A 12,478-nucleotide genomic window follows, 5' to 3' on the forward strand; every position below is an offset into this window, starting at 1 on the left:
GGTCGGGGGTGGGCGCGGAGGGCGGTCGCCTCTCGGCGAAAGGCTCCATGGGGCTTCAGCCGGACGATCTTCCCCATGAGCGGTGGGTGAGGCCCGGGGACACTGTCCCCTCCGCGGCCACACCCTCTCCAACGGCGTACCGGAGTGAGGTGTTCCCGGGCGTCCGCGGGCGGGAGTGTGAGCTGCCCCACCCGGTGCGGCGGCAGGTCGCGGCGGGCGGCCGTCGCGACCGGGCCTCGGCGATGTTTTCCGGGCACCCACCGGGGAAGTCGGCGATTTATGGTGCAAATCGGATACACGATGATGACCGAGCAGGCCGGCCCCCGGGACCTGGTGGAGCACGTCGTCCGGGCCGAGGCCGTCGGCTACGACTTCTCGGTGACCTCCGACCACTACTTCCCGTGGCTGCGGTCGCAAGGCCACTCCCCGTACGCCTGGGCGGTGCTCGGCGCGGCCGCGCAGGCGACCTCGCGCATACCGCTGATGACGTATGTGACCTGCCCGTCCTTCCGGTACCACCCGGCCGTCATCGCCCAGAAGGCGGCCACCCTCCAGCTCCTGTCCGAGGGGCGGTTCCGGCTCGGGCTGGGCTCCGGGGAGAACCTCAACGAGCACGTGGTGGGCGGCGGCTGGCCGGCGGCGGACGTGCGCCACGAGATGCTGGAGGAGGCCGTGGAGATCATCCGCGCCCTCTTCGGCGGCCGTCACGTCAACCACCGGGGCACCCACTTCGACGTCGAGTCCGCCAAGCTGTGGGACCTGCCCGACGAGCCGCCGCAGATCGGGATCGCGGTCTCCGGGAAGCAGTCCTGCGAGCTGGCCGGACGCCTCGCGGACCTGGTCATCGCCACCGAGCCCAAGGCCGACCTGCTGGAGTCCTTCGACCGCCACGGCGGCGCCGGCAAGCCGCGGGTGGGCCAGCTCCCGGTCTGCTACGACCCCGACCGGGAGGCCGCGGCGCGGCGGGCGCACGACCAGTTCCGCTGGTTCGCCAGCGGCTGGAAGGTCAACTCCGAGCTGCCGCATCCGGACGCCTTCGACGCGGCCACCCAGTTCGTCACCCCCCAGGACGTCTCCGAGTCCATCCCGTGCGGGGACGACCCGGACGACTTCGTGGCGGCCGTGCGTCCTTACGCGGAGGCCGGGTTCACCGAGATCGCGCTGGTGCAGATCGGGGGCGGGTCCCAGCCCGCGTTCCTGGACTGGTCGGAGAAGACCCTGCTGCCCGCGCTGCGCCAGGCGCTGGGCTGAGCCGATGGCGACGCACGCGCACGGCACCGGCGCCCATCAGGACGGTGACGGCCGGGTGCCCGCCGGGGCCCGCGACCGCGCCGAGGAGCAGGCGCCGGCCGGTGACCGGGACGGCGGCGGCGGCGGTGACCGGGACGGCGGCGGCCGTACCGCGCTGATCGTCGTCGACATGATCAACTCCTATGAGCATCCGGACGCCGACCTGCTGCTGCCGTCCGCCCGCGAGGCCCTGCCGGTCCTGGTGGAGCTGCTGGGACGGGCGCGGGAGCAGGGCGTCCCGGTGATCTACGTGAACGACAACTTCGGCGAGTGGCGCTCGCACCACGGCGAGATCCTGGAGACCGCCCTCGCCGGGCCGCACGCCGAGCTGGTGGAGCCGATCCGGCCGGACGACGCCTCGCTGTTCGTGGTGAAGGCCCGGCACTCGATCTTCTTCGAGACCCCGTTGGCGTACCTGCTCAACCAGCTCCGGGTGCGGCATGTGGTGCTGTGCGGCCAGGTGACCGAGCAGTGCGTGCTGTACTCCGCGCTGGACGCGCACATCCGCCACTTCGAGGTGACCGTGCCGGTCGACGCGGTCGCCCACATCCACGCCTCGCTCGCGGACGCCGCGCTGGAGATGATGCGGCGCAACATGGGCGCCCGCACGGTGCGCGCCAAGGAGGTCGACTTCGCGGACGGCGGGTGAGGACCTCGTACCGCGCCGGTCCCGCCCCTCTTCGCAGGGGGCGGGACCGGCGCGGCGTGGTGTGCGGTGCGCGGCGTCAGCGGGGGCCGAGCTGGAGGCGGGCCTCCCGCTCGTGCTCACCGCTGACCGACTCGGTCGAGTGCACCTCGAAGATCCGGGCCAGCGCCTTCTCCACCTCGTCCACCGCGTGGGCGTCCCCGGTCAGCAGGGCGTTCACCCGGGTGCCGAGGGCGGGCGGCTCCCCGCCGGACCCGCCCTCGCCGCGGGCGGAGCCGCTGTCGAAGGTCGCCATCCAGACGGTGGGCTCGGCGCCTCCGGTGTGGGTCTCGCCGGGGTCGACGGGGTCGCAGGCGGCGAAGACGCGGTCCAGGGACGCGAACACGGCGTGCGCGTCCTGCCGGCCGCAGTCGCTGAGCTGCACGGTGACGTCGCAGTGCGCCGGGTGGTTGCTGGTCTCGTTGGTTGCCACGTACTCCACTCCTCATCGTCGGTGGTGCGGTCACGGTCCGGCCGCCCGAGGGGGCCGGCGTCCGTCACCACAGCACGGGTACCGCGCCACGCGCCCGTCGAACCAGAATCGGCGGGAACGCGTTTGCGGGGGTGGACGGCAGGTACCAGGGTGTGAGGAACCGGGACCAGCCGGGAGGATCCGGCCGCCGGAGTCCCCTTTCGACGGCGGCCGCCGAGGACGAGGAGACGCACCGATGCCCGCAGGGTCCAACGCCAAGCGCGAGCGGCAGTACGAGCACATCAAGGACAGCGCCGAGGATCGCGGCGCCGGCAAGGAGCGGGCGGAGGAGATCGCGGCCCGGACGGTCAACAAGGAGCGGGCGCGGGCCGGCGAGTCGAAGACGGCGAGCCGGACGTCCACCGAGGACATGTCGTCCGGCAAGCGCGGCGGGCAGCGCTCCGGGAGCGGCGGCCCCAAGGGGCCCACCTACGACCAGCTCTACCAGGAGGCCAAGCGGAAGGGCGTCGAGGGCCGGTCGTCGATGAACAAGGACGAGCTGCGCCGCAGGCTCGGCAAGTGACGGCACGGAGAGAGGGGGCGGGCTCCGGCGACGGACCCGCCCCCTCGCTCGTCGGCCCGGCTCAGCGGCCGAACGGGCCGTCGGCCAGGTGGGCCAGCAGGTCGGCGGGGTCGTCGTGCACGTGAGCGGCCCCCGCCTCGGTGAGCGCGTCCCGGGGGATGCCGCCGCACAGCAGGCCGACGCAGACGGTGCCGGCCCGGGAGCCGGCCGTCATGTCCCACACGGTGTCGCCCACGAACACCGAGCGCCCGGCCTCGGCGCCGGCCAGTTCCAGGGCCAGCTCGACCGGCTCCGGCGCTGGCTTGCCCTCCTCGACGTCGTCGGCGCTGGCGGTGGCGGCGATGGCGTCGTCCGCGTCGATCGCCCGGCGCAGCGCGGACAGCTCGGGGCCGCCGGCCGAGGTGGCGAGGACCACGGTCCAGCCCTCGGCGGCGAGCGTCCGCAGCAGCTTGCCGGCGTCCCGGAAGGCGGGCAGCCGGTCGTAGAAGGCGCCGTAGAGCGCCTTGTGGCCGGCGCTGATCGCGGCGTCCTGGTCGCGGTCGCGGTCCTCGCCCAGCAGATGGGCGATCAGGTCGGTGGAGCCCAGTCCGACGGACCGGTGGATGGCGTGCATCGGCACCTGGTGGCCGGCCTGGCGGAACGCCTCCCACCAGGCCGTCACGTGCAGGTGGTTGGTGTCGACGAGCGTTCCGTCGACGTCGAACACCGCGGCTCGGGTCATCGTCTCCTGCGCTTCCTTCGTTCCCGCGTGGCTCTCTTCGGTCTTCTGCCCGTATACCGGTGACCCTCCGAGGCCCCGGCCAAACAGCGGCGGACGGGGCGGTGGCGACCCTCCTGGTTGGACCGGTCACCGCGGGTTAGAAGACCAGTGCGAGTCGATGGGTGGGAGGATCGCATGACTGCACAGGGCAGCATTGACGCGCCGGAGGGCGGGAGCGCCGGCAGAGGCGGGCGCAACGAGACGATGGACGAGCGGGCCGACCGCCGCTGGACCGAGCTGATCCAGGAGATCAGGGTCGCCCAGACGGGGGTGCAGATCCTCTTCGGCTTCCTGCTGACGGTGGTGTTCACGCCCACCTTCGAGGAACTGGCGGACACCGACAAGGCGATCTACATCGTGACGGTGGTGCTGGGCGCCGCCACCACGGGCGCGCTCATCGGGCCGGTGGCGTTCCACCGGATCGTGTCGGGGCGGCGGATCAAGGAGCACGCGGTGGTGTGGGCGTCCCGGCTGACCTTCGCCGGGCTCGTGCTGCTCCTGCTGACCCTGGTCTCGGCGCTGTTCCTGGTCCTGCGGGTGGCCACGCACGACGGCTTCGTGCCGTGGCTGGTGGCCGGCATCGTCGCCTGGTACCTGGTGTGCTGGTTCCTGCTGCCGATGTGGGCGCGGGTGCGCTACACCACCGGCGACTGACGGTCCGACGGCGCCCTCCCGGGCCACGCCGGCGGGCCCGGCGCCCCGGTCACTCAGGCCGGGGCGCCGGGCTCATGCGCAGCACCTGCTCGATGGTGTCGGCCTCGGCCGCCGTCTTGTCCGGGCGGTGGCGCAGCACCCGGGCGAACCGCAGCGCCACTCCGGCCGGGTAGCGGGAGGAGCGCTGGAGGCCGTCGTAGGCGATCTCCACCACCAGTTCGGGCCGCACCCGGACGGTGTAGGCGTCCTCCTCGACGGCGAGACCGCGCAGGTGCTCGGTCTGCCAGCGGAGCATCACGTCGGTGAGGCCCTTGAAGGTCTTGCCGAGCATGACGAACCCGCCGCCGTCGCCGGCCGCTTCGGGGCCCTCGGCGGCGCGGGCGCCCAGGTGCAGGTTGGAGAGCAGTCCGGTGCGCCGGCCGTGGCCCCACTCGGCGGCCAGCACCACCAGGTCCAGGGTGTGCACCGGTTTGACCTTCAGCCAGGAGCGGCCGCGGCGGCCGGCGCTGTAGGGCGCGTCGAGCGCCTTGACCAGCACGCCCTCGTGGCCGCGGGCGAGGGTGTCGGCCGAGAACGCCTCGGCCGCCTCGACGGCGGCGGGGTCGGCGGGGTCCTCGACGACGGTGCGGCGCACCCGCATCGGCTCGGGCACCAGCTCGGCCAGGGCGGTGTGCCGCTGGCGGCCGGGCAGGTCGAGGAGGGACCGGCCGCCGGTGGCGAGCACGTCGAAGAAGACCGGTGAGACGGGCTGCGCGGCGGCGGCGGTCGCCACGTCGGTGCGGGAGCCGACCCGGGAGGCGGTCTCCTGGAACGGCCGGGGGCGGCCGTCCGGGCCGAGCGCGATGACCTCGCCGTCCAGGACGAAGAGGTCGCCTGGCAGTTCGCGGGCGGCGGCGGTGACCTCCGGCAGCCGGGCGGTGATGTCGTCCAGGGAGCGGGTGTAGACCCGGACCTGGTCGCCCGAGCGGTGCACCTGGACCCGGATGCCGTCCAGCTTCTCCTCGACGGCGCAGGGGCCCACCGCGGCGACGGCCTCCGCCACGGTCTTCGCGGTGTGCGCCAGCATCGGCTGGACCGGGCTGCCGACCCTGAGCGCGAACCGCTCCAGCACGTCCGGCCCTGCGGCCAGCAGCGCTTGGGCCACCCGGGGCAGCGAGCCCTCCAGCATCACCGCCCGGCGTACGTCGGCGGGGGCGGCGCCGGCCGCCTGGGCGACGCCTTCGAGGGCGACGGCGTCCAGCGCGCCCTGCCGGATCTCGCCGGTGAGCAGCCGCGTCAGCAGGTGCTGTTCGGGGGCGGTGGCCGCCGCCATCAGCTCCCGCACCCGCTGTCGCCGCTCGGCCTGCGAGCCGGGTCCGGCCAGTGCGGCCAAGGCGGTCAGCGCGGCGTCGGCGTCGGCGACGGTCAGCCGGGGCTCCTCGGCGGGCGGGACCCGCTCCTTCAGGCTGCTCCAGCCGACGCCGATCCGGCCCTGCGGCAGGCGTCCGGAGAGGTAGGCGATGACCAGCGGCGCCTCCTCGGGGGACGCGGCCGAGAACAGCCCGGCCAGTGCGGCGATCTTGCGCGAGCGGGCGGAGGTGGCGGCGACCTGGTCGGAGACCTCGGCGAGACGGGCCAGCAGCATGCCGCCATCGTGCCCGCCGCGGGGTGCTTTCGCACCCGGGACCTCGCGCGCCGTGCGCCACGCGCCGCCCGCGTCCGGCCGCGAGTTGGCGCCACGGTCAGCCGCACCTCTCCCCCTGGCCATCCAACTCCCCTACTCTGCGGACGACTTCATGACCTCGTGCCGATCGCACGACGACTTGGGAGGCAGGTCCCCATGGGGATGGTGTCGCGTACCGCAGGGACGACCGCGCTGGCGGCGGTGCTCGTCTGGGGAGCGGGGGCGGGCACGGCCCGCGCCGCCGACCCCGGAGCGGCGTCCTATGCGGCGACGACCGGTGTCGGGGTGCACAACGCCTACGAGAAGTCGGCCTACCCGTACTTCGCGGACGCGCTGGACTCGGGCGCCGCCATGCTGGAGCTGGACGTGTGGACCAACGTCTTCGGCCGGTCGTGGCGGGTGTCCCACTCCAACCCGCTGGGCAACGACAACAACTGCGTGAACGCGGCAAACGCGGCCGGGCTGCGCGCCGGGCCGCGCGACCAGGACCTGGCCGGGTGCCTGGCGTCCGTGCGGGCCTGGCACGACGCCCGTCCGGGGCACCGCCCGGTGGTGCTGAAGCTGGAGCTGAAGGACGGCTTCCAGGGCAAGGCGGGGCGCGGCCCGGCGGCCCTGGACGCGCTGCTGTCGGCGAAGCTGGGCGACGCGCTGTTCCGCCCCGCGGACCTGGCGGGCGGGCATCCGGACCTGGACACGGCGGCCCGAGCCGGGGCGTGGCCGGCGCGCTCGGCGCTGGCGGGGAAGTTCGTGGTGGAGCTGATCCCGGGGACGGTGGAGCGGGACAACCCGCTGGACACGCTGTGGACCGACCGGGAGTACGCCCAGCATCTGCGGGGCCTTGCGGCGGCCGGCAGGCTGCGGGAGGCGGCGGCGTTCCCCGCGGTGCTCGGGGCCGCGGCGGGTGATCCGCGCACCCGGTACGCGGACGCCGGGCTGCGGCCGTGGTTCGTGGTCTTCGACGGCGACGCCTCGGTCTTCGCGGGCGGCTCGGTGGACACCGGGTGGTACGCGCGGGGCGGCTACCTGGTGGTGATGACGGACGCGCACAAGGTGGCGCCGGCGATCGACGGCGTACGTCCGAGCGAGGCGCAGGCCCGGGAGCGGGTGGCGCTGCTGGCGGGCCGGCACGCCACCGTGGTCTCCGCCGACTGGCACGGGACGCCGGCGGTGCTGCCGCTCGTGGTGCCGCGCGCCGCAGGGGTGCGCTGACCCGGCGGGCCGGCCCGGCGGTGCGGGTCTGCGCCGGCGGTCCGGCCCGCCGGCCGGCGGCTCAGTGCTCGGTGGCCGCGAGGTCGGCGGGGCGGCGGGTGTCCACCGCGAGGTGCTCGCCGACCCGGTTGACCATCAGCGTCATCTCGTAGGCGACCTGGCCGACGTCGGCGTCGGCGTCGCTGAGCACGCACAGGCAGCTTCCCTCGCCGGCCGCGGTGACGAAAAGCATGGCGTCGTCGAACTCGACCATCGTCTGGCGGGCGCGGCCGGCCTGGAAGTGCCGCCCCGCGCCGCGCGCCAGGCTGTGCAGCCCGGACGAGACGGCGGCCAGGTGCTCGGCGTCCGCTCTGGCCAGCGCGGTGCTCGCGCCGGTGACCAGCCCGTCGCTGGACAGCACCAGGGCGTGGCGTATCTGTTCGACGCGCTGGGTCAGGTCGTCCAGGAGCCAGTCGAGTCGCTTGTCCAGAGCCATGTCCGGTCCTCCCCGTAGCAGTCCGAGCCCCGCCGGCTCCAGACTTCCGTACGGAAGGGGGCGGGGCAAGAACGCCTCCCGGCTGGTTCCGGCCGTATCCCGGCGGCTCCGCGTCGCCCTCGGGGGCCGGTGCGCGCCGGGGCGGCGCGAGGGCCGCAACCGGGCCGGCCTGAGCGCTTGCCGCTGCGGTTCTTTGTCGACCTTGACGGTGCTGGGCTAGCCTTTGGCAGATTTGCCGCCCAAGTGAGTGAAGGGTGAAGGAACCGCCGGGGCCCCCTCCACGGCCGGCCTCCTCTCCCCCGCCGCCCGCGCCCGGCCCCGTGGTTCACCGGACTCCAGTGAGGTTGACGATGACTGACACCACCGAATCGCGGCCGGTGGTCGGCAGGGCGGGCCGCTCGGCCGGCCGGGTGAGCGAGCCGGAGCTGCGCCAACTGCTGGCCGGGCTGACCGCGGTCCGGGACGGCGACTTCGGCACCCGGCTACCCGGTGGGGGCGACGGGCTGATGGGCGAGATCGCCGACGTCTTCAACGGCATGGTCGACCAGTTGTCGCTGTTCACCTCCGAGGTGACGCGGGTGGCCCGCGAGGTGGGCACCGAGGGCACCCTGGGCGGTCAGGCCGAGGTGCCGGGGGTGTCCGGGACCTGGGCCGACCTGACGGACTCGGTCAACGCCATGGCGGGCAACCTCACCACCCAGGTGCGCGACATCGCCCAGGTGGCGACGGCCGTTGCCAAGGGCGACCTGTCGCAGAAGATCGACGTGGACGCCCGGGGCGAGATCCTGGAGCTGAAGAACACCGTCAACACCATGGTCGACCAGCTCTCCGCGTTCGCCGACGAGGTCACCCGGATGGCCCGCGAGGTGGGCAGCGAGGGCCGGCTCGGCGGTCAGGCGGAGGTGCCCGGGGTCGGCGGGGTGTGGCGCGAGCTGACCGACTCGGTCAACTTCATGGCGGGCAACCTCACCAACCAGGTCCGCAACATCGCCCAGGTGACCACCGCCGTCGCCAAGGGCGACCTGTCGCAGAAGATCACCGTCGACGCCCGGGGCGAGATCCTGGAGCTGAAGAACACCGTCAACACCATGGTCGACCAGCTCTCCGCGTTCGCCGACGAGGTCACCCGGATGGCCCGCGAGGTGGGCACCGAGGGCGTGCTGGGCGGCCAGGCGGACGTGCGGGGGGTCTCCGGCACCTGGCGCGACCTCACCGACTCGGTGAACTCGATGGCCGGAAACCTCACCAACCAGGTGCGCTCCATCGCCCAGGTGGCCACGGCGGTCGCCGAGGGCGACCTGTCGCAGAAGATCACCGTGCAGGCGCGCGGGGAGATCCTGGAGCTGAAGAACACCATCAACACCATGGTCGACCAGCTCTCCGCGTTCGCCGACGAGGTCACCCGGGTGGCCCGCGAGGTGGGCACCGAGGGCAACCTGGGCGGGCAGGCCGTGGTGCGCGGGGTCTCCGGCACCTGGAAGGACCTGACCGACAACGTCAACGTGATGGCGTCCAACCTGACCGGACAGGTGCGCTCCATCGCCCAGGTGGCCACCGCGGTGGCGCGCGGCGACCTGTCGCAGAAGATCACCATCGAGGCGCGCGGCGAGGTGGCCGCGCTCGCCGAGGTCATCAACACCATGGTGGACACCCTCTCCGCGTTCGCCGACGAGGTGACCCGGGTGGCCCGCGAGGTGGGCACCGAGGGCCGGCTCGGCGGCCAGGCGCACGTGCCGAACGTGGCCGGCACCTGGAAGGACCTCACCGACAACGTCAACTCGATGGCCAACAACCTCACCAACCAGGTGCGCAACATCGCCCTGGTGACCACCGCGGTGGCCAACGGCGACCTGTCGAAGAAGATCGACGTGGACGCCCGGGGCGAGATCCTGGAGCTGAAGACCACCATCAACACGATGGTCGACCAGCTCTCGGCGTTCGCCGCCGAGGTGACCCGGGTCGCCCGCGAGGTGGGCAGCGAGGGCCGGCTCGGCGGGCAGGCCGAGGTCGAGGGCGTCTCCGGCATGTGGAAGCGGCTGACCGAGAACGTCAACGAGCTGGCCGGCAACCTCACCCGGCAGGTGCGCGCCATCGCCGAGGTGACCAGCGCCGTCGCCATGGGCGACCTGACCCGGTCCATCACCGTGGACGCCTCCGGCGAGGTGTCCGAGCTGAAGGACAACATCAACGCGATGGTCGGCTCGCTGCGCGAGACCACCCGGGCCAACCAGGAGCAGGACTGGCTGAAGACCAACCTGGCCCGCATCTCCGCCCTGATGCAGGGCCACCGGGACCTGGCGGTGGTGGCGGAGACCATCATGGACGAGCTGACCCCGCTGGTGAACGCCCAGTACGGGGCGTTCTACCTGGCCGGGGACGGCGACGGGATGGTGGAGCTGAGGCTGGTCGGCTCCTACGGGCGGCCCGCCGGCTCGCCGGCGGACGTGCGGTTCCGGCTCGGCGAGTCGATGGTGGGGCAGGCCGCCCGCAGCCGCCGGGTGATCGCGGTGGAGGGCGTCCCGGACGGCTACGTCACCCTCTCCTCGGGCCTCGGCCGGGCCACCCCGTCCACCCTGCTGGTGCTGCCGATCCTGGTGGAGGAGCAGGTGCTGGGCGTGATCGAGCTGGCGTCGTTCACGCCGTTCCCGCCGGTGCACCGGGACTTCCTGGAGCGGCTGATGGACTCCGTCGGCGTCAACGTCTCCACCATCATGGCCAATTCCCGCACCGACGAGCTGCTGGTGGAGTCGCAGCGGCTGACCGCCGAGCTCCAGGCCCGCTCCGAGGAGCTGTACGTCCAGCAGGAGGAGCTCCAGCGCTCCAACGCCGAGCTGGAGGAGAAGGCCGCGCTGCTCGCCGCGCAGAACAGCGACATCGAGGCCAAGAACCTGGAGATCGAGCAGGCCAGGGGCGAGCTGGAGGCCCGCGCGCAGCAGTTGTCGCTGGCGTCGAAGTACAAGTCGGAGTTCCTGGCCAACATGAGCCACGAGCTGCGCACCCCGCTGAACAGCCTGCTGATCCTGGCGCAGCTCCTGGCGCAGAACCCGACCCGCAACCTCACCCCCAAGCAGGTGGAGTACGCCGGGATCATCCACTCCGCCGGCTCCGACCTGCTCCAGTTGATCAACGACATCCTGGACCTGTCGAAGGTCGAGGCGGGCAAGATGGACATCAACCCCGAGCGCGTGTCGGTGCGCGGGCTGCTGGAGTACGTCGAGGCCACCTTCCGGCCGCTGACCACGCAGAAGAGCCTGGACTTCTCCATCACCACCGCCCCGGGCGCGCCGGCCGACCTGCTGACCGACGACGCCCGGCTGCAACAGGTGCTGCGCAACCTGCTGTCGAACGCGGTGAAGTTCACCGAGCGGGGCAGTGTGGAGCTGCGGATCGAGCCGGCCACGGACGCGGAACTGCCGGCGTCGATGCGCGGGGTGGGGCCCTCGGTGGCGTTCCGGGTGAAGGACTCGGGGATCGGCATCCCCGAGCAGCAGCTCGAAGTGATCTTCGGGGCGTTCCAGCAGGCGGACGGCACCACCAGCCGCAAGTACGGCGGCACCGGCCTCGGGCTGTCCATCAGCCGGGAGATCGCCTATCTGCTGGGCGGTGAGGTGACGGCGGAGTCCACCCCGGGGCTCGGCAGCACCTTCACGCTGTTCATGCCGGTGCGCCGGACCGACTTCGAGGGCCTGGCGCCGGCGGGGGCGCTCGGCGCCGGGGACCCGCGCCGGCAGGCGGCCCCGCGTCCCGCGCTCGCCCCGGCGGCCCCGGCGGCGCCGGAGTCGGCGGCGCCGCAGCGCCGGCGGCTGCTGGTGATCGAGGACCGGCCGCGCGGGCTGATGTCGCTGGTCGCGGAGAAGGCGGTGGCGGAGATCTCCGACAGCCCCGGCGGGCTGTCGGCGGACGGCGACGTGGTGGTCGTGGACGTGATCGGCGCGCTCGGCGCGCAGGAGGCGGCCGCGGCGCTGGCCGCGGAGGCCTGCCACTGCGTGGTGCTGGACCTGGACATGTCCGAGGCGGAGGCGCTGCGCTTCCTGGACGCGATGGACGGCGACGCCGGCGCGCAGAACGTGCCGGTGCTGGCGCACAACAGCCGCCGGATGGGCATCGGTTACGAGCGGGAGCTGCAGATGCGCTCCCGGATGCGGCCGCTGGAGCTGCTGTCCAGCCTGGACGAGCTGCGGGAGCGGATCACCCTGCACCTGTCGGCGGAGGAGCCGGGCGACGTGCTGCCGCTGATGCGGACCGAGGACGCGGTGGAGGCGCCGCCCCGGGACGCCGACGCGGCGCTGGCGGGCCGCACGGTCCTGGTGGTCGACGACGACGCGCGCAACCTGTACGCGCTCAGCGGCATCCTGGAGCTGCACGGCATCCGGGTGCTGCACGCGGAGAACGGCCGGCAGGGCATCGAGGCGCTGGACGAGCACCCGGACATCGACCTGATCCTGATGGACGTGATGATGCCGGAGATGGACGGGTACGCGGCGACCGCGGAGATCCGCCGGATGCCGGCGCACACCGCCCTGCCGATCATCGCGGTGACCGCCAAGGCGATGCCCGGCGACCGGGAGAAGTGCCTGGCGGCGGGGGCCAGCGACTACGTCACCAAGCCGTTGGACGCCGACGACCTGATCGCCTGCGTCCGCCGCTGGGTGGCCGCCCCGTAGCGCCGCTCCCGCGCGGAGAGCCGGCCGTACCTCCCGACGGCCGGCCGCCCGCCCCTCCCCCTGTCTCTTATACACATCTCCCC

The 12,478-nt window shown here is 73.4% G+C and carries 10 protein-coding genes; 6 read left to right on the forward strand and 4 right to left on the reverse strand.

Annotated elements, in window-relative coordinates:
- Window positions 1-279 precede the first annotated feature (279 nt).
- Window positions 280-1,251 carry an LLM class F420-dependent oxidoreductase gene (locus C6N75_RS04680; protein ID WP_105867559.1) on the forward strand — a complete coding sequence of 324 codons (972 nt, stop codon included), beginning with the start codon at window positions 280-282 and terminating at the stop codon, window positions 1,249-1,251.
- Between the two features lie 154 nt (window positions 1,252-1,405).
- A complete protein-coding gene (locus C6N75_RS04685) occupies window positions 1,406-1,939 on the forward strand; it encodes a cysteine hydrolase family protein (protein ID WP_258177227.1) in 534 nt (177 codons plus the stop codon).
- A gap of 76 nt (window positions 1,940-2,015) precedes the next feature.
- Here the strand turns inward: C6N75_RS04685 and C6N75_RS04690 are convergent, their stop codons facing one another.
- Window positions 2,016-2,408 carry a hypothetical protein gene (locus tag C6N75_RS04690; RefSeq protein WP_105867568.1) on the reverse strand — a complete coding sequence of 131 codons (393 nt, stop codon included), beginning with the start codon at window positions 2,406-2,408 and terminating at the stop codon, window positions 2,016-2,018.
- Window positions 2,409-2,643: 235 nt separating this feature from the next.
- On the opposite strand from C6N75_RS04690, the gene C6N75_RS04695 reads away from it, so the two are divergent.
- Window positions 2,644-2,970: a plasmid stabilization protein gene (locus C6N75_RS04695; protein WP_105867561.1), complete on the forward strand. Its 327-nt coding sequence runs from the start codon at window positions 2,644-2,646 to the stop codon at window positions 2,968-2,970.
- Window positions 2,971-3,031: 61 nt separating this feature from the next.
- Here the strand turns inward: C6N75_RS04695 and C6N75_RS04700 are convergent, their stop codons facing one another.
- The gene (locus C6N75_RS04700) at window positions 3,032-3,691 is read right to left on the reverse strand and encodes an HAD family hydrolase (protein WP_105867562.1); all 660 of its coding nucleotides are present in this window, start codon (window positions 3,689-3,691) and stop codon (window positions 3,032-3,034) included.
- A 174-nt stretch (window positions 3,692-3,865) separates the two neighbouring features.
- Between C6N75_RS04700 and C6N75_RS04705 the strand changes: the two genes are divergently transcribed.
- Window positions 3,866-4,384, forward strand: a complete 519-nt coding sequence (locus C6N75_RS04705) for a DUF6328 family protein (protein WP_105867563.1) — start codon at window positions 3,866-3,868, stop codon at window positions 4,382-4,384.
- A gap of 49 nt (window positions 4,385-4,433) precedes the next feature.
- On the opposite strand, the gene C6N75_RS04710 is transcribed toward C6N75_RS04705, so the two are convergent.
- A complete protein-coding gene (locus tag C6N75_RS04710) occupies window positions 4,434-6,008 on the reverse strand; it encodes an ATP-dependent DNA ligase (RefSeq protein ID WP_105867564.1) in 1,575 nt (524 codons plus the stop codon).
- A gap of 195 nt (window positions 6,009-6,203) precedes the next feature.
- On the opposite strand from C6N75_RS04710, the gene C6N75_RS04715 reads away from it, so the two are divergent.
- The gene (locus tag C6N75_RS04715; RefSeq protein ID WP_105867565.1) at window positions 6,204-7,256 is read left to right on the forward strand and encodes a phosphatidylinositol-specific phospholipase C domain-containing protein; all 1,053 of its coding nucleotides are present in this window, start codon (window positions 6,204-6,206) and stop codon (window positions 7,254-7,256) included.
- A 61-nt stretch (window positions 7,257-7,317) separates the two neighbouring features.
- On the opposite strand, the gene C6N75_RS04720 is transcribed toward C6N75_RS04715, so the two are convergent.
- Complete coding sequence (locus tag C6N75_RS04720) at window positions 7,318-7,731, reverse strand: roadblock/LC7 domain-containing protein (RefSeq protein ID WP_105867566.1); 414 nt, start codon at window positions 7,729-7,731, stop codon at window positions 7,318-7,320.
- Window positions 7,732-8,081: 350 nt separating this feature from the next.
- Here C6N75_RS04720 and C6N75_RS04725 point away from each other — a divergent pair, with 350 nt between their 5' ends.
- Complete coding sequence (locus C6N75_RS04725; RefSeq protein ID WP_105867567.1) at window positions 8,082-12,395, forward strand: HAMP domain-containing protein; 4,314 nt, start codon at window positions 8,082-8,084, stop codon at window positions 12,393-12,395.
- The last annotated feature ends 83 nt before the right edge of the window (window positions 12,396-12,478 follow it).

This window comes from Streptomyces solincola, assembly GCF_002982015.1.
GTDB classification, from domain to species: domain Bacteria; phylum Actinomycetota; class Actinomycetes; order Streptomycetales; family Streptomycetaceae; genus Streptomyces; species Streptomyces solincola.